This window comes from bacterium (assembly GCA_016700035.1).
GTDB lineage: Bacteria > Patescibacteriota > Saccharimonadia > CAILAD01.
Window position 1 is genome coordinate 857,039 of record CP064998.1, and the last position, 16,343, is coordinate 873,381.

Consider the following 16,343-nt stretch of genomic DNA (forward strand, 5'->3'; position numbering starts at 1 on the left):
TATACCATAAGCATTTCAAGAGCACGTGAAAAATCTCACAAGATTTAGAGCTTATCCTTTGGCTTTACTTGGGCCATCAGTACAAATAATAAGCCAACTAATACTAGGATTCCAAACCAAGCTGTATCAAAAGTAGCAGTATCAAAAACTCCCATATTGCGCAAAATAAAGATAAAGCCCAGCGCCATCAAGCCCAACCCTTGAGCCGCCTTACCAGATCCGGCCATAATTATCCCGCCCAAAAAGACCAAAATAGGTACCGTCTGACGCGGGATTAAGTTTGCCATATCGGAATTTGCCAAAATTGCCGACAAAAACCCTGCTCCGATCAGAATAATTACAATGCCGACAATAAGCGACATCCCATTTTGCCAACCCTGTGCTGATTTGGTATCACCCATATTACGTTGAACTGTATTATTTGCCATGTTCTACCCCTTTTCAATTAATTGTGACAGATTCTTTAGGTATAGCATAAGCCATGCGAAGCTAATTCCAAAGCTTAAGAGTTCAAAAGCGGTAAGATTTAGGTAGCCGACCATCGCAAAAAGCACATAGCAAACAATCAGTGAGGCGCCCATAATGTATGACAAAATAAAGAATTCAGGTGACAAGCGGGGTGATGTCCAGCGCAAGGTAGAGATTAGAAAAAGAAAACCTAGCACCATGCCGTAAGCCGACGCATTGTGGAGAGTAGCATAGATGGTTCCCTCCTGAAAAGGGAACAGGCCCACACAGGCTAGAGCAATTGCAATAAATACGAAGGCACCCTTAATGACATTGAGACGCATACCAGAATTACTGCCCTCAAACGCTGGAGCTAGGGCATTAAATAGATTCTCTGTTAGTGCCAACATCACTAACCCCGAAAAGATTAGTGTAAAATTAAACGCTCGAGCAGCATTGGATTGCTCCATACCCAAATAGCTAAAATGCACCTGCCACCAGTCAGCCTGGCCGTTTGTGACCATTGCAAACAACACACCACCCACCAAAACAATCCCTAAGATAGCTAAAATACGGTTTACCGAAACGGTGTAGGCCAGATTGATAATTATATATGAGCAACCGCCAACCACTACACCAGTAATTAGGGCCGCACTATAGGAGTCCAACTCCAGGCCGATGAAGGCGTGCGAAAACACAAACGCCGTAAGTGCCATAACAGCTGCAGCTACCAGAGTGTAGGCAAAAGCTAAGGTAATGGTATCGCGCCAAAATATCCAGCTTTTTGGCAAGGGTTGCTTAGCATTTTCGTGCATCCAACGCTCCCCTTGACGATAAAAATAGGCAAAAAATACAAAGCTTGCTAGCGCGCCAATATAAACTGCCAAACGAGTAATTGAAAGACTGCCAGTAATTGGTACTAACTTTACTCCATTGCCCAAATACCAGGCTACAGAAATCGCAGACGCTACTAGGGCACTAATAATCCCCCAGCGTAAAGCTAGCTGTTCGGCAATCCGCGCCCTCATACCTGCAATATCTTTTTTGCGCGCCATATCTGCATACTACACCTGAAAAAAGATTTCGTCTATCCGAGAACAGTATTCTATATCAATCTGTTAGTATTATTATTACAATAGTACCGATGAAAAATATTATCACAAATGACGCTACCAGCGTTCAGCTACTTGTTATCCGCCAGCACCGTATTAGGCTGGCTGTTATTGGATCAATTTTTATACTGGCTGGCTTAATGATCTTGCAAGCACCATATATATTCTTTAACCCTTTGCAAATCATATTAAGCTTTGGCTTGATATTAAGCGGTGGCTTAAAGCTAGTGCAATTGGTGCTAGGAAAAAGCTCCAAAGGCTACAGTCTGCGCGGTATTATACTTATCCTCATTCACTCTTTATTGGATATTGGCGCCGGTATTATTTTTTTCACGTACGACAACTTATCAATCGGCTTTATCGCACTAATATTGGGGATACTATTCACTTTTGATGGAGCCGTTCAGTTTGTGGTAGCCTGGCGCTCTCGAGGTACGAAGTCACGTTTTTTATTTTTTCTCAACGCCTGCTTCACTCTCTTTTTAGGGCTCAGCACCATTATTTTAATCCCACAATTGCGAGTCAATGGTGTAGTTTTTCTACTGACAGCACGACTCATATCTTTTGGCGCCATTCTGCTAGTAATGGCTTATCGTAGTAAAGACAATAGCCTACCGATAATTTTTACTGAGATCGAGCCAGAGGTGGTACGCCGTAAAAGAGGTGAGCTCTATGCCTGCTATTTTGGATCGGGTTTTCACTTGGGGGTGTATATCGGCAACAATGAAGTGGTGCACTACCGAGACGATAGCATTGTGCATCGAACCAGCTGGGAAGAATTTTTACGTGGTCGCGAGCCTCAACACTGGGTTTACCCAGATATTAAATCGGCTCCGGTTGATATAGTGATAAAAACTGCCACCGCTCAAGCTGGTAAAAAAATGAAATATAACCTGATCTATAACAATTGTGAACACTTTGCTATCCATTGTAAGACTGGTGGCAAAAACCGCGATTCACTCTACGCTCAAACCAGCTCAGCTATGCGCAACCTCAAGCAGCGCCCCTACTTAGCCGTTTTTGTTGAAGCTTACACTCGGGCTGGCGAATGGCTGGCCTTCCATTTTGGTGGCACTTTTGGACACCGAGTGTCTTATAGGATTCGTCGCCTTAACTCGATGGTGACGGCCTGGATGCTGTCATCTAAAAAGCCTTCAATCAAAAACTAAACTGCTAGATCTCGCCTATTCCACCACATAGCACCAACAACGATAGTTAAGATGATGGTTCCAGCAAAAACTACTGCACCAGTATTATTCAGACTGCCTTCAGTCAAAATTTTAGATCCTTCAAAATAATGAAAGAAAGATAGGCTACGCAACCAATCGAGCTGATCCTCCAAGCTAGCTATAATGCGTGCCACATACATCATCAGTAGAACCCCAGCAACCACACCATAAACACGTGAGCGTTCAGAGAAGATAGCCGAACACATGTAGGCCAAGCTATAGATCGCCATAACAAACAACCAGGCCATACCTGTTAGCTGCAACCAATGCACAATCTCCAGTTCAATATTATAGAGTCCAGCCAATGGGACTACGCCAAGCAATGTAGTTGCTGTAAAAATAGTAATGGCGATTAGTCCAGCCAGGTATTTTGACAAATAAAGCTTGGTGCGCGAAATGGGTTGAGCTAACTCAAGGCCGATGGTACCCGATTCCACGCCACCGGCCAGGGCCTTGCCGGCGTACGAAATAGATAGAATTATTGCCAGCAGTGGCCATACCATTGATAAGTATTCGGCACTAAAATAACTGGCAAAATTACCGATATTTAAATCAGATATCCCCATTGCCTCCATCATGGCGCTAGGAAAAGACTTAAAAATGTCCTGATATGCCGTCATCTGACTTTTGAGAGATGGGAAAAGCGCTACATACATCCAGGCAAAGGCTAGGGCCGAAAAACAAAACACCGCAAGCGACACTCGACGGTCGCGCAGATAGCGACGAATAATAACCGAATTCATGAGTACATCTCCAGGAATACCTCCTCTAAGCTAGCGTGAGCTATTTCTAAATCGGACAATTTATGCTTAGCTAGCATTTTGACGACTAGATTCAAATCCCCTCGCACCAAAAAAGTAACTTCATGCTCGGCTTGACTGCGTATAGTTATCTGATCGCTCTGCAAGACAGATTTCGGTAATGGCTTAGCGCTACGAACACGCACTACATACTGAGCTTTTTGTCGTAATGACTCAAGATTTTCAACCGCCACCAGCCGACCCTGATTAATAATCGCTACCCGCTCACAAATCCGCTGAACTTCCGCTAAATTATGTGATGAAATAAAAACTGTCCCGCCAGACTCTCGGAAATCCTCCAACACGCGATAAACCTCATTTTGAAACAGCGGATCCAAGCCTTGCGTGGGTTCATCTAAAACCAAAACTTTTGGCTCTCCAATCAGCCCTAAAATAAGGTTTAGTTTTTGGCGATTACCAGTCGATAACACCTTAACTCGACGATCTAAATCTAGCGAAAACTGCTTGAGCAAACCCCTATAATCACCACCAGCACCCCTGAGATGCACGATGTAGTCAATATGCTCGCGGGCGGTCCATTTTTCTACCAAGTGATGATCGCTCGCCACATAGCCAATCATATTTTTTACTGCCACACTACTGGCTTGAGCATCTTGACCTAGTACCTTTATCTTCCCTGTATCGGGCGTAATAAAATTCATTAAACAACGAATAGTAGTAGTCTTGCCAGCCCCATTGGGCCCCAAAAAGCCAAAAATCTCACCCTTCTTTACTTGAAATGTAATATTTTCTATAGCCTTGTGGCTACCAAATGATTTGGATATTCCACCTATTTCTAGCGCATTCGTCACTTCTACCTAACTATCCTTCTTGGCTAGCTTAGTCTTTGGTTTTTTTGCTTCAACCGTACGCTCAACACTAATCACGCAATCCGCAGCCAGAGCTACAATCGCGCCCACGACTGCCAGTATTGGAGCCAACAGGGCGCCAACCACACCAACCGTTAGGGGAAATTCGGCAATTATCTTGCCTTTTTTATCCTTCACAATTATCTTGCGCACATTACCCTCATTGACCAGCTTTTTGAGCTTAGCCATAATATCGCCACCAGAAATTTTAAACTCTTCGGTGCGTTGCGTTGCCATAACTAACTCCTGTTCAATAACTTTCATTATACTCCTGTCAATCAAGACGGCTTGATACAATGCGCCTAAATGAGCGTAAGAATGATCAAAAACTTTAATAAACTAGCCACCACTCCTCTGCGTAAAGAGACCTTGGAGATTGTTGAAGCTGACTATCGGGTCTATCAAGAGAACTTACCGATGGTAAGACGTAAAATCTAGTAAGACTCTAGGCTTTTGAAGTCGCTGTTCGTCTTGGTAATCGAGTTGTGGCCGCCATACCCAATGCACCTAAAGCTGCAATAGCTACAAATGAATACGTCAGAGCCTGAGCCCGAGCTTGAGCGTTAATTTCTACGACTTGCTGAGCTGTTTCTGGACTTTCATCATCAAGAGCAGATTGAAGAGCCGTATCACTAACTATCTGCGCCTGGGTCTGTAGGGCTGATGTATACTGCTGTTTTTGAGCACTCGTAAGGGTAGTGTTTTCGCTAATTAACTGTGTACTGACGCTAATTAAGAAGCCTGTTAGCACCACTCCAGCAATCGCAGTTCCTAGCGACATACCGAGATTTTGAAAAGTTGACATCAAGCCGGAAGCCTCACTAGACTGCTCTTTTGTAACTGAAGATTGAACAAGATTTTGCAACTGTGAGCCAATTAGTCCGATTCCTGCACCAGCCACAGCCAATGAAATTGGAAAGACTGGATCAGCGGCAATATCACGCGAGCGAGCTGCAATTACCAACACGCCAAAAAGTATTAATAAGTAGCCTACTCGAATTACATCGCGTGGATCGAACCGCTTTGCTAAAACATTGCCACGTGATGCCGCTAGCAGTAGACACAGTGAGAGTGGTAATAGAACGATACCGGTCTGGAAGGCTGACATACCTTGCTGGATCTGCAAGAAAAGAGCCATGACATACATCAGGCCACCCAAGACAAATTGCTGTGAAAGAATCGTTAGTGTACCACCACTAACGGCTGGGATCTTAAATAAATCTAAGTTCACAAGCTGATCCTTACCTTTACGAAACTGGTGAGCCTCCCAGACAGCAAATCCGAGCAAAATACAAATTCCTACTGCAATTCCAACTATCGCCGGGGATATGCCTCCAGCAGTAAACGTGAACGAGCCAAGCGAATAATCTTGACGAGCTCGCAACAGGCCGTAAGTGCCGGCCATCAGAATACCCTGAACCATTACCCCTAAACCAGCAACTGACAATATCACGCCAATTTTATCCAAACGCATCTTCTTGCCTTCTAACTTTACGTCCTTAATAAGCCCTTGCTGGAACAAAATCCATATCACCACCAACACTTCTCCGGCAAAAGCTAGACGCCAGGTTGCATAAGTCGTTAAAAACCCACCAATAATTGGCCCCAAGCCGGCGGCAATCCCCGCCATAGCGGCCACAGTACTGTAGGCCTTCAACCGATGATCGGGCTTAGTAAAGTTACCAGCAATTAATGAAAGCATGGCTGGAATTGCCAGTGCCGCCCCAATTCCCTCCAAAAATGACCAACCAAACTTTAATACCTGCACATTTGGCGCTAGAGCCGTCAGCGAACTACCCACACCATAAATACACATACCTACAATAAAAGCCCGTTTGCGGCCAATAATATCGCCAATTTTTGCACCAGCAATCATAAAGGCCGCCATCACTAAGGAGTAGAAGGCAATTGCCGCCTGAATATCACCTACAGTTGTGTTGAGATCTTGAACAAGTGTCGAGATCGATACATTCATCACGGTAGAATCTAGAGTAAAAATAAATTGTGCTGCAGCCAGCAAAATGAGCAGTTTTTTAGCTTTCTTAGACATCTTGATGATTACCTCTTCGGTTCATACTGTACAGTAATCTGGTAAAAATAAAAAGTTTTAAATATTGCTTATGCTTGACCTAGCATCAGATGGGTCGTATAACTAACTAATACTAATATAGTTAAATTGTAATCATCATGGCTAAACAAACTACACCCCAAAAACCATCTAAGCAGCCAGCATCAAACCGTTGGCGCCTATTTGTTGTGGGGTTACTCGTAGGTATTGGAACTATTGCATTTGCCAACTGGCTAATTTTGCGCTGGCTTAATGTCTATGTGTTCGACACGCAAAATTATGTCAAAACAGTTGCGCCCTTAACAAAGAATAGTGAGGTTGCGTCAGCACTGAGTAAATACGCCACTGAAAAACTGTATAGTTCGATTGATTTAGAAGCCGAGATAAAGCAGGCCTTACCAGAAAGAGCTTCGTTTATCGCACCCCCACTAGCTAATCAGGTGGTTTCTGCCACTGAGAGAATTGGTACTAACCTAATTGCTAGTGACCAATTTAATAGTGTTTGGATATCAGCTAACGAAACTGCCCACTCACGACTAATGGTAACCCTCAAGCGTCCGCAGTTTGAGTTCAATACCGAGAAAGAGCGAGCCGTATTCGGTGTAAATATCACACCCTTCTTGGAGCGAATAAGAGACCGTTTGCAATCTGGTGGTACTGGAACCATTTCAAGCACTATTCGTAATAGTCAGGCCGCTGAAATAGCTGTTAACTTACGTGACCGTATTCAAGCTATGCGGATAGCTTATCAATACACGCAAGCTCTTTATGTAATCCTACCGATGCTCTTTGCCGCCTCTTTTCTAGGTGCAATTGCTGTAGCCCGTCAAAGGTGGAAAACAACTTTGGCAATCACTCTGACTATTGTTGTGATCACCGCTCTGGAGCTAATTCTACTTAAAGCTTTCCGTCCCGAAATAATTAATAATGTAGCAGTTGCCTATCAATCGGCCGCTGGTGTAATTTGGGATGCACTTACTGCTGGCTTTAAAAATGTAACTACCAATGCACTAATTCTAGGCATTATAGCTTCAGGAATAGCAATTCTAGCTGGTCCATTTGCTTGGGCTAAAAAGTTACGTCACATGGTCGGATTGGATAAATTTAGCAACACTCGACTTTACCAGGCGCTAAATCTTTCAAGAATCTGGCTGCGTAAAAATATACTAGGCTGGAGGGTTGCTGGTGTTGTGCTAGCTTTTCTAGCTCTTATTCTAAAACCAGCAATTACTTGGCAGACAATTATTCAGGCAGTACTAGCTTATTGTATTTTTGTCAGTATCGTTGAAATATTAGCGACTCGCAAAGCTAGCTCCTAGCCGACTGTATCCCCTGCCGATAAGCTTTTAAATATTCCGTCAGCATTACGGGTGTAATAAAATTCTTTTCAACGTGATTTCGAGCGGAAGTCTTTAGCCTCTTGATACGGCTCTTATCTTTAAGGGCGCGGGCAATAAGTCGTGCATCGCGATCATGATTACCGCTCAGCGCAATACCTGTCTGCCTATTTTTAATTTGCAATGAAATTCCCCCAACTGGACGAGCGCAAACTAGCGCTTCTTTCCACATCGCTTCAGTCACCGTAAGTCCAAACCCCTCGCGTGAAGAATACTGTATGACAGCTGCAGCTCTCGATTGCAAGGCATTCACCACGCGCTCATTATCATCAACATTAACCAGTATATGGGTGTCGAGCATACCTTTAGCTGCCTCCACGACCGACTCATACATGACTTTCCCCTCCGGGTCATCACTAGCATAGTTACCCAGCAACACACATTGCAGGCCAGGCAAGAGAGCCTGCAATCGCCGCGCAACTTCCAATACCCCTACCGGGTCCTTAAAGATATCATAACGGGAAATTTGAGTAATAAAAGGCCTACTAGGGTCAACCCCTAAATTGCTAATTAACCTATTGGCTACAATATCTGAGAGTGGCTGGTTCTTGGGCTGTAATGGGTCAATCGAAGGATACACAATCGAGGCCTTAGCAATACCAGCAACATAACTTTGCAGCGAAAAGATTGTATTATCAACCGCGCGCAATCGCCGCCTAAGCCAGGCAAAAGCATGTGGATCGGCACAAGTTAGGTCAATATGACATCGCCACACCACTGGCTTATCGGCAAGAAACGGAATCAGACCGAGCGTTTGTGGATCATGCAAGATATACAAATCCCCATCACGAGGCAGGCTATCAACTATAGCTCGAGTATACTCATCATAATATTCCAGATCATCCGGCAAGCCGGCTAGACCACCTTGCAAGGCATTATGAAAATGCTTAGTAATATTAAAAAAACGATTATCTGGAGGAATAACCAGCCAGCGAGCATCAATGCCCAGTCCTCGCATCAGTGGAATTTGAGAGCGTAACAATTCTGCCACACCACCCCCTTCGGCTGTGGAGTTAATCTCATAAATGCGCATACCTTGAAATTCTTTTGCTTCTTTTTCAAGTTTTGCTGTTTGCCTCAATGTTAACCACTGTGAATAATCTTGCAGTTTACGTGCACGAATTGGCTGATGTTGCATACCTATATTGTAGCGTAAGAACCATCAATGCGACTATTTATAAAAAAACGAGTACAATACAAACATGATTATTGATTTTCTCCAGTGGCTCTGGCAACTCATACTTGGCGTGGGGCTAACTCTCATCTTGGCCTATCTGGTATACATGCTAGGTCTTGGGTTGGTATTTCGTAAACTTGGCCAGCGCATGTGGCCAGCCTACATCCCAGCCTACAATTATATTGTACTCATCAGAATATTGGGTTTACCAAAATCATGGCAGGCTGTAGCCTTTGTGCCATATTTGGGGCCAATCTATTCTATTCCAATTGGTATCAGGCTAGGGAAAATTTTTGGTAAAAGCCCGGCCTTTTCCTCTTTTTGGCTAACCATTGGAGCACCAGTTGGTATGCTAGTTTTAGCTTTCTCTAAAAAATCACTAAACCTAGATGTTATAAAAGAGCCAGCTCCGAAGATAGATACTAAAAAGCTAAAAGAACTTACTAAAAAACACCAAGCTTAAGGGCAAGGTGTTTTTTAGTAAAGACTAGTGTCTTATTCTAAGTTTGCAGCTTCTTTGCCGTGAGCAACAAGAGCGTAGATAATAAGTCCACTCACAACCACCATTAGAATCGACCAGATTGGATACACTGGAATGAAGGCAAAGTTTACCATTGCGGCAATTGTTGCCAAGATAATACCAACCACACGACCCCACATCTTGCCAGCCATAACCGCTCCGCCAGCAAAGAATAGGATAATACCGAGTAGTAAGTGTACCCATCCCCAGGTAGTCAAATCAACTATCCAGAGTCGATTTGCTCCGGCTACAAAAAGCTCATCGTTAAACAATGCAACCAAACTGGAAATAATTGCAAAAACTGCATTTACAACCATTAGAATACCAGCAAAGTAGACCCAACCTACCCAGCCAGACACATTAGTAATATCATTAGATTTTGACGCCATAACATACCTCTCTTTCTTAAACTTACATAGTTAATTTACCTTTTTATTATACCCCCATAATGCAAGGTTTTTGCAAGCATAGGCTATATAATAGAACACTATGGCACGCCCCACTTTAAAACGCAGTCTTGGCCTTTGGCTCATGGCATTATATGGCCTAGGCAATATTGTTGGGGCTGGAATTTATGTATTAATAGGTAAAGTTGCCGGTGAAGCTGGATATGGCACCGCCCTAGCCTTTGTTATTGCTAGTATAGTAGCTGGGCTGACAGCGCTTTCATATATGGAGCTGTCAGCTCGTTTCCCGGTTAGCGCCGGAGCCACAGCTTTTGTGCATGGTGCCTTCAATAAATCTAGTCTATCTCGAATAATCGGCATCTTAATGGTTGTCAGCGGTGTAGTCTCAACTGGGGTGTTAGCACGTGGGTTTGCCGGCTACACACAGTTAATTGTTCCCCTGCCAGAGCCAGTTCTTATTATTGTAGTTATTACGATTCTAACCTTGGTGGCAGTCAAAGGCATGAAGGAGTCGGCCACATTGGCGACTATTTTTACTTTTATTGAGCTCATTGGACTAGGTTTAATCATATGGTTTGGTAAGAGTTCCCTGGTTACTGGTCTGGCAAACCCAGCCCAAACCTTTGCGATTGACCCAAGGTTTGGGCTGGCTGGCGTGTTGGCTGGCGCTTTTCTAGCATTTTATGCATTTATTGGATTTGAAGATATGGTTAACGTGGCTGAGGAAGTAAAAAAGCCGGAACGCACTATGCCACTAGCTATAATAATCGCCCTAGTGACCGCCACTATCTTATATATTGCTGTTGCGATTATTGCTACCAACACAATTAATCCAACTGAGCTGGCAAGCAGTGAAGCTCCTATGACCTTAGTTTTCTCAAGACTCACCACGGCGCCCGCATTCATAATCACTATTATTGGTATATCAGCTGCCATTAATGGCGGTTTAGCTCATATCATCATGGGTTCACGCATGCTCTACGGTATGGCCAAGCGTGGCTGGATACGCGAAGAGCTTGCAAAGGTCCACGCCGACACTCGCACCCCTGTTGTCGCCACTCTAGTAATTGCCATTACAACCACCATAATTGCTATTTTTATGCCACTTGAAATGCTGGCTCGAGCCACAAGTCTAATAGTGCTGTGTATTTTTGTACTAGTTAATATCTCCCTATACATCATTAAGGGTCACCCTCAAAAAAGACAATCTACACTTAAGGTTCCGCGCTGGATACCGTTAATGGGGGCGATTTGTAGCGCCTGCCTAATAGTTTTTGAAATTATTAATGGCTAGCCAAAAATATAGAAGAGCGCAAACACAAACGTACTCATAATTGTAAAGAGAACCAAAATTACAATCATCAGCGTGCGATGTTCTTGTGGAAAATCTGGCTCGATAGCAGTATCTTCATTGTGATGCTTGCGCTGAACCTGCTGGGCGTGCTCATGTTTAGCGTGTGATTTTTTACTCATACACCTGATAGTATCACTTGTGCGCTAAAAGTGCATCATCGCCATAGAATTTTTTTATCCTAGCCCGTACTCCACCGGGCTGTCGGCCCAATGTTTGACTCATCTGGGCTACACTCATCTGAGCATCATACATACGCCTCAATTCTGCGTCATCAGCTTGTTTCCATGGAGTAAATGCGCGTGGATACTCTTCTCTCATCTTCGCTAATCGCTCTCCCCAACTCGTAGTCGGTTTTTGAGCCTTACTATTTTCTTCAACACTAACTGCTCTTTGCGCTGCAGAAGCTTTTAAATGACTAAACCGCCCCTCATCGGCATGCGACTGCTGGCGTAATACACCATCTATTTGCACTGCATCTGAGCTGACGCGAATCGCCATGTTATTGATACCCACCAAACTCAGAGTTCCCAAGCTTCTTACCCGAGAAAGCGCCACATAACCCATACCTTCAACAAAGGCTCGGCGTAAATCTATCCGCGCTGCATCAAGCGTCATACCCTGACTCTTATGGACTGTAATTGCCCAGGCCAGACGCAGCGGTATTTGAGAAATTGACGCGCGCTTTTTATCGCCATCCCGCAATTCCCAGGTAGCCGGCTCAATGGTAATTTTACGACCATCCAAAAGTTCAACCCGCGGATAATTCGTCTCATCTTCAAAGCCTGTCACCACCCCTAAAGATCCATTAACATACTTTTTATCTGGACTATTACGAATACACATCACCAGAGCACCTTCTTTAAGCTCCAGATCTTCAACCGCCAAACACGAACGCTTTAGAGTATCGAGATAATTTGATTTACCAGTCGTTTGCATAGCATAGTGTTGCGATTCACTTTTCAGCTCAGCTAATTTACGGCTATTCAAACTATCCACATCAACATTGGTTGTGTGTAGCTCTGTAACCTCCTGACCATAACCCAACTCAGCATCCTTCTGTTCCAAAAGCCGTTCAACATGATGCCGACGCACATCACCAGCCCGCATAGCGTTTAATATATCCAAAAAACTATCATCATTCTGGCGATGCTGTTCATCAAGATAGCAAATCACCGGACTGAGTTGATGCCATGATTTTGCATGCACCACAAATCCACCCTCACGCTCGCCGTCGCGATTAATCGGTGGCAACTGAAAAAAATCACCACACAAGACTATCTGCAAGCCTCCAAAAGGCTCGTCTCTACCTCGTACTTGACGGGTAATCTCATCAACCAAATCCAACCGGTAATCATGTAGCATAGAAATTTCATCAATCACTAGCACATCGGCTGATTCTATCAGGTCTTTACGAGACTGCGCTAAAGAATCGATAAAACGTGGCGGCAAAACAGCATGGATACCCATACCACTCCAGGCATGAATAGTAGTGCCGCTCAAGTGCGTTGCGGCTAGCCCAGTCGTGGCAGTAACTGCGACTGTCTTACCTTCACGTTTGGCGGTTTTGATAAACTTATTTAATACATAAGTTTTTCCCGACCCAGCCGCACCGGTTAATAAAACACTCTCACCAGAAAGCATAATTTCTAACGCTAAAGATTGATTCATAGACCTCTAGTATACATATTAAAGTTGACTATCGTGGAATGTAGTTAAAAAATACTCTTTTCCGAACAAGCACAAAAATTAAGCTTATAACACCAACATTAATAAATATGTTAAGCACAATCCCATACTTACCTGGCCACAACAATCCAACAGTAAACAATAAAATACTGTGCACAATATAAGCATACAAAGAGTTTTGCCCCAACACAGTGATAGCTCGGCCTACTTTGGTCTTCTCATACAACCATGCAAATCGCTTAATTACAAAATACATAGCAAAAAACCATACATAGAAAGTAATTAGACGACCAACACCTAGCCCTGGCTTATCAAAACCCGGAGATAGCCAAGTGTTCAGATCGAGAATCTTTTGCGCCGGTAACATCGAAAGCCATCCCCAGTTAGGATAATCTTTAATGTAGATCGACCCAATCACAAAAATATAGCTGGCTATAAATGTTAGCCCGGCCATTGCAATAACTACATTACGAACCCGCTTCTGAGTAATTTTTTGCAAGCCCCTAAACCAAGCATGGATCTGCTCAACATAAAACCCAAAAACTGCTCCACTAAAAAATAGTAGTTGCCAACTTAAATAAAAATTATGACTTCTCGTACCCCACAACCCCCAAACTCCAATCGAAATAATTAGCACTAGCCACCAATATTTTTTTCTCAGTAACCAAATTGCAACTGGGCTGAAAAATAAGAAAATTGCATAATATTGCAAAAAATCAGCCCAGCCATAAACATATTGCAAGCTCAATGTTTCTTGCACAATTAAACTAACCGATGTTGATGTTGAGTAGCCTGGTTTTAACCCAACTTTATCGATAAAAACAAATGCAATTAATGTAAACAGTAGCGTTAATAGAACATTCCATATATATAATAGCGTAGCCCTGCCCCATAATTTTTTCATGACAGACAGCATTGGCTGTGACGCAGATCGTCTGCCGCGCACCAGCCCTAAAAGAATACCGGAAAGAAAAAAGAACCCTTCAGCTGCTGATGCCCACAACAATCCTCGACCCGTAAATAGCTCAAAAAAACCCGGAAATTTCTGCAAATGATCCACTATAATCACGCACAAAAATATCCCCCGCATAAAATCGAGATGCAACAGACGAGATTTCTTATCAGAATTTTGCATATCTTTTAATTGTAGCGAAAAAATATAAAAAATTTATGCTATAAATCTATAAAATACTAAACTATTATGATAATTTATCCTGAAATCATATATTTAGATCAGTATTTTTGCATAAACTTAAATCATAATCACTTCATCTACTAGCATAACTAAATATTGTATAATTAAAGTATGACTACAAATACCATCTCTGGTGGCACTGTCCACGAGCTACCGACCGACCTAAAAGAAGCCCTGCTGAATGTGCCAAATGCCGTAAAAGCCTGGGAGAGCCTTACTCCCTTAGCTCGTAACGAATTTATTTGCTGGAACATATCCGTCAAACAAGCTTCGACGCGCGCCAATCACATTAAGCGCACTATTGCTGAAATTCAAGAAGGCAAGCGCCGGCCGTGCTGTTGGATTGGCTGTATTCACCGCACTGATAAAGAGATTAGTCCATCCATTAAAGGTATACTAGCAAAGCGCAAAATAAACCACTAACTAAAAGCTAGCTATCTCGATCTTTTTCATATCCATAAGCTTAGCAAATGCACCAGGTTTCTTCATTAACTCTTCCATGTTTGCTGGAACAATTTGCCAGCTCAACCCATACTTATCTTTGCACCAACCACACTGCTCAGATTCCGGCACGGATGATAATTTGCCCCAGTAATAATCAATCTCAGCCTGATCTTTGCAATACACTGCAAAAGAAATTGCCTCGGTAAATGAAAATTCTGGACCAGCATTTATAGCTGTAAAGCGCACACCCATTAACTCAAATTCAGCTGTAAGCAGACTTCCAGCCAGACCTTGCTGGAAGTCTGCCAAACCTTCCTCTTGAGCCTTGGGGTAATATTCGGTTGATATTATTCTTGAATCAGAAAAAGTATCTGTATAAAATTTTACTGCCTCTTCGGCATTTCCGTTAAACCATAGATTTGCGACAATTTTTTGTGCCATAATTTCCTCTCTTTATATAATGCGCCAATTATACCACTCCAGGGGTTAGGTCATTATATCTAAGAGGATAGCTTAACCGCCCATTAAATACGTTCGGCCATCACCGTCAAGCGTTCATCATAGGAGCGAGTCTTTTCATCATACCTGCCGCTACAGGTTACAAGGTTAAGCTGGCTTGATACCTTTGGGTTTTGTGAAAACATAATACTAACCGAGTCCGCTACCGGCGCAGAACGCTTACCTATCACCCTATATTTAACTTCGCTATCATTACCTAGTTGGACTAAAAATTGATCCCCCTCATTAAGTTTTTCCAGATCCTTAAACACCCCATCATTTTTACGCCCTGAAACATGTCCATCAATCAAGCTCAAGCCTTTTTGACCAGGCCGCACAGTATCCACAAACCAGCCCACCATATGCACATTGCTCGGTACCGCTACCTCTTTATTCTGATCTACTCCAACTTTTTGAATAAAAGCATCAACTCCAATTGATGAGATAATTATCTTTTTAGGATCCTCTACTCCACCCTTCCACTGAAAGTTATCCGTAGGCTTTTTCTCATCTGGATTTTCTGTAGAATACGTAACCACACCACCACTATCCACAAATGATGACTCAGATCTATAGTGAAATAATCCAGCTAGCAAAATAAGGCATACTACCCCTCCCACTATTATTTTTTTAGACCCCAGCAATGTGCCTACCTTACGAATATTCATCTATAACTATTATACACTCACGCCCCATACTCGAGACCCCTAGAATAATAGATATTTTAGTTTACCACATCTCTACTATATTGGGTTATGCTGGGTATCATTCTTTCACCGCACAAGATGAGTGAACATCACAGTTAGCTCACTCCCCCTTTTTTTAAAACCCTATCCTCTTCTTCTCCTACTCCGTATCACTACAATGCTAGTGATACCAATGCTCAGTGCGGCTAGTATGCCTGCTAGGAGTTGGAGGGAATAAACATTCTCCCCCGTACTTGCTAATTGGTCATAGGTAGAGTTAGATACTGCTAGACCGATTGGGTCAGAGATAGTACCAGCTGTAGGATTAAGGTCTAGTTCACCATTGTCGATGATGGTATAGGTTAGGGTTAGAGCATGTTTACCATCGATGGTAGTTTCACTCACTACAGCATTAGCAGAAGTTGGTAAGTTAGTGTAGGTATTAGTACTAGGG

At 43.1% G+C, this 16,343-nt stretch carries 19 protein-coding genes; 5 read left to right on the plus strand and 14 right to left on the minus strand.

What is annotated here, in order from left to right; translation table 11 throughout:
• Positions 1-44: 44 nt before the first annotated feature.
• Together IPM44_04365 and IPM44_04370 are read right to left on the minus strand one after the other, a co-directional pair.
• Positions 45-428: a hypothetical protein gene (locus IPM44_04365; protein ID QQS26915.1), complete on the minus strand. Its 384-nt coding sequence runs from the start codon at positions 426-428 to the stop codon at positions 45-47.
• A 3-nt stretch (positions 429-431) separates the two neighbouring features.
• Positions 432-1,502: a DUF998 domain-containing protein gene (locus IPM44_04370; GenBank protein QQS26916.1), complete on the minus strand. Its 1,071-nt coding sequence runs from the start codon at positions 1,500-1,502 to the stop codon at positions 432-434.
• A gap of 89 nt (positions 1,503-1,591) precedes the next feature.
• Here IPM44_04370 and IPM44_04375 point away from each other — a divergent pair, with 89 nt between their 5' ends.
• Positions 1,592-2,728 (plus strand): lecithin retinol acyltransferase family protein, encoded by a 1,137-nt coding sequence (locus IPM44_04375; GenBank protein ID QQS26917.1) that lies wholly within the window; start codon positions 1,592-1,594, stop codon positions 2,726-2,728.
• On the opposite strand, the gene IPM44_04380 is transcribed toward IPM44_04375, so the two are convergent.
• From IPM44_04380 to IPM44_04395, 4 genes are all read right to left on the minus strand, one after another.
• Positions 2,725-3,531 carry an ABC transporter permease subunit gene (locus IPM44_04380; protein ID QQS26918.1) on the minus strand — a complete coding sequence of 269 codons (807 nt, stop codon included), beginning with the start codon at positions 3,529-3,531 and terminating at the stop codon, positions 2,725-2,727. The two genes, IPM44_04375 and IPM44_04380, sit on opposite strands and share 4 nt — an antisense overlap.
• Entirely contained in the window at positions 3,528-4,400 is an 873-nt protein-coding gene (locus IPM44_04385) for an ABC transporter ATP-binding protein (GenBank protein QQS26919.1), read from the minus strand. Before IPM44_04385 ends, IPM44_04380 begins: the two co-directional genes overlap by 4 nt.
• Positions 4,401-4,406: 6 nt before the next feature.
• The gene (locus IPM44_04390; GenBank protein QQS27380.1) at positions 4,407-4,694 is read right to left on the minus strand and encodes a DUF4342 domain-containing protein; all 288 of its coding nucleotides are present in this window, start codon (positions 4,692-4,694) and stop codon (positions 4,407-4,409) included.
• Between the two features lie 208 nt (positions 4,695-4,902).
• Entirely contained in the window at positions 4,903-6,507 is a 1,605-nt protein-coding gene (locus tag IPM44_04395; protein QQS26920.1) for an MFS transporter, read from the minus strand.
• A 137-nt stretch (positions 6,508-6,644) separates the two neighbouring features.
• Here IPM44_04395 and IPM44_04400 point away from each other — a divergent pair, with 137 nt between their 5' ends.
• A complete protein-coding gene (locus IPM44_04400) occupies positions 6,645-7,844 on the plus strand; it encodes a hypothetical protein (protein QQS26921.1) in 1,200 nt (399 codons plus the stop codon).
• On the opposite strand, the gene IPM44_04405 is transcribed toward IPM44_04400, so the two are convergent.
• Positions 7,834-9,060, minus strand: a complete 1,227-nt coding sequence (locus IPM44_04405; GenBank protein QQS26922.1) for a glycosyltransferase — start codon at positions 9,058-9,060, stop codon at positions 7,834-7,836. The two genes, IPM44_04400 and IPM44_04405, sit on opposite strands and share 11 nt — an antisense overlap.
• Positions 9,061-9,124: 64 nt before the next feature.
• On the opposite strand from IPM44_04405, the gene IPM44_04410 reads away from it, so the two are divergent.
• On the plus strand, positions 9,125-9,562 hold the full coding sequence (locus IPM44_04410; protein QQS26923.1) for a hypothetical protein: 438 nt from the start codon (positions 9,125-9,127) through the stop codon (positions 9,560-9,562).
• Positions 9,563-9,594: 32 nt separating this feature from the next.
• On the opposite strand, the gene IPM44_04415 is transcribed toward IPM44_04410, so the two are convergent.
• Positions 9,595-10,008 carry a hypothetical protein gene (locus tag IPM44_04415; GenBank protein ID QQS26924.1) on the minus strand — a complete coding sequence of 138 codons (414 nt, stop codon included), beginning with the start codon at positions 10,006-10,008 and terminating at the stop codon, positions 9,595-9,597.
• A 100-nt stretch (positions 10,009-10,108) separates the two neighbouring features.
• Here IPM44_04415 and IPM44_04420 point away from each other — a divergent pair, with 100 nt between their 5' ends.
• A complete protein-coding gene (locus IPM44_04420) occupies positions 10,109-11,320 on the plus strand; it encodes an amino acid permease (GenBank protein ID QQS26925.1) in 1,212 nt (403 codons plus the stop codon).
• On the opposite strand, the gene IPM44_04425 is transcribed toward IPM44_04420, so the two are convergent.
• From IPM44_04425 to opgC, 3 genes are read right to left on the minus strand one after another with little or no spacing between them, the layout of a single operon-like run.
• Entirely contained in the window at positions 11,317-11,499 is a 183-nt protein-coding gene (locus tag IPM44_04425) for a hypothetical protein (GenBank protein ID QQS26926.1), read from the minus strand. The genes IPM44_04420 and IPM44_04425 overlap by 4 nt on opposite strands.
• Before the next feature lie 13 nt (positions 11,500-11,512).
• Positions 11,513-13,048, minus strand: coding sequence for an AAA family ATPase (locus tag IPM44_04430; protein ID QQS26927.1), 1,536 nt, complete (start codon positions 13,046-13,048; stop codon positions 11,513-11,515).
• Positions 13,049-13,076: 28 nt separating this feature from the next.
• The gene (gene opgC / locus IPM44_04435; GenBank protein ID QQS26928.1) at positions 13,077-14,201 is read right to left on the minus strand and encodes an OpgC domain-containing protein; all 1,125 of its coding nucleotides are present in this window, start codon (positions 14,199-14,201) and stop codon (positions 13,077-13,079) included.
• A 171-nt stretch (positions 14,202-14,372) separates the two neighbouring features.
• On the opposite strand from opgC, the gene IPM44_04440 reads away from it, so the two are divergent.
• Positions 14,373-14,684 carry a YdeI/OmpD-associated family protein gene (locus IPM44_04440; GenBank protein ID QQS26929.1) on the plus strand — a complete coding sequence of 104 codons (312 nt, stop codon included), beginning with the start codon at positions 14,373-14,375 and terminating at the stop codon, positions 14,682-14,684.
• On the opposite strand, the gene IPM44_04445 is transcribed toward IPM44_04440, so the two are convergent.
• The 3 genes from IPM44_04445 to IPM44_04455 form a co-directional block, all read right to left on the minus strand.
• Complete coding sequence (locus IPM44_04445; protein ID QQS26930.1) at positions 14,685-15,146, minus strand: VOC family protein; 462 nt, start codon at positions 15,144-15,146, stop codon at positions 14,685-14,687.
• Positions 15,147-15,229: 83 nt separating this feature from the next.
• Positions 15,230-15,871: a class F sortase gene (locus tag IPM44_04450; protein QQS26931.1), complete on the minus strand. Its 642-nt coding sequence runs from the start codon at positions 15,869-15,871 to the stop codon at positions 15,230-15,232.
• Between the two features lie 162 nt (positions 15,872-16,033).
• Positions 16,034-16,294 carry an LPXTG cell wall anchor domain-containing protein gene (locus IPM44_04455; protein ID QQS26932.1) on the minus strand — a complete coding sequence of 87 codons (261 nt, stop codon included), beginning with the start codon at positions 16,292-16,294 and terminating at the stop codon, positions 16,034-16,036.
• Positions 16,295-16,343 lie beyond the last annotated feature (49 nt).

Excerpts from the sequence above, each read along its gene's own strand:
- IPM44_04450 (QQS26931.1), bottom strand. The coding sequence starts at position 15,871 with ATGAATATTCGTAAGGTAGGCACATTGCTGGGGTCTAAAAAAATAATA.
- IPM44_04420 (QQS26925.1), top strand. The coding sequence starts at position 10,109 with ATGGCACGCCCCACTTTAAAACGCAGTCTTGGCCTTTGGCTCATGGCA.
- opgC (QQS26928.1), bottom strand. The coding sequence starts at position 14,201 with ATGCAAAATTCTGATAAGAAATCTCGTCTGTTGCATCTCGATTTTATG.
- IPM44_04415 (QQS26924.1), bottom strand. The coding sequence starts at position 10,008 with ATGGCGTCAAAATCTAATGATATTACTAATGTGTCTGGCTGGGTAGGT.
- IPM44_04370 (QQS26916.1), bottom strand. The coding sequence starts at position 1,502 with ATGGCGCGCAAAAAAGATATTGCAGGTATGAGGGCGCGGATTGCCGAA.
- IPM44_04405 (QQS26922.1), bottom strand. The coding sequence starts at position 9,060 with ATGCAACATCAGCCAATTCGTGCACGTAAACTGCAAGATTATTCACAG.
- IPM44_04400 (QQS26921.1), top strand. The coding sequence starts at position 6,645 with ATGGCTAAACAAACTACACCCCAAAAACCATCTAAGCAGCCAGCATCA.
- IPM44_04410 (QQS26923.1), top strand. The coding sequence starts at position 9,125 with ATGATTATTGATTTTCTCCAGTGGCTCTGGCAACTCATACTTGGCGTG.
- IPM44_04430 (QQS26927.1), bottom strand. The coding sequence starts at position 13,048 with ATGAATCAATCTTTAGCGTTAGAAATTATGCTTTCTGGTGAGAGTGTT.
- IPM44_04380 (QQS26918.1), bottom strand. The coding sequence starts at position 3,531 with ATGAATTCGGTTATTATTCGTCGCTATCTGCGCGACCGTCGAGTGTCG.
- IPM44_04390 (QQS27380.1), bottom strand. The coding sequence starts at position 4,694 with ATGGCAACGCAACGCACCGAAGAGTTTAAAATTTCTGGTGGCGATATT.
- IPM44_04445 (QQS26930.1), bottom strand. The coding sequence starts at position 15,146 with ATGGCACAAAAAATTGTCGCAAATCTATGGTTTAACGGAAATGCCGAA.
- IPM44_04375 (QQS26917.1), top strand. The coding sequence starts at position 1,592 with ATGAAAAATATTATCACAAATGACGCTACCAGCGTTCAGCTACTTGTT.
- IPM44_04395 (QQS26920.1), bottom strand. The coding sequence starts at position 6,507 with ATGTCTAAGAAAGCTAAAAAACTGCTCATTTTGCTGGCTGCAGCACAA.
- IPM44_04365 (QQS26915.1), bottom strand. The coding sequence starts at position 428 with ATGGCAAATAATACAGTTCAACGTAATATGGGTGATACCAAATCAGCA.
- IPM44_04425 (QQS26926.1), bottom strand. The coding sequence starts at position 11,499 with ATGAGTAAAAAATCACACGCTAAACATGAGCACGCCCAGCAGGTTCAG.
- IPM44_04440 (QQS26929.1), top strand. The coding sequence starts at position 14,373 with ATGACTACAAATACCATCTCTGGTGGCACTGTCCACGAGCTACCGACC.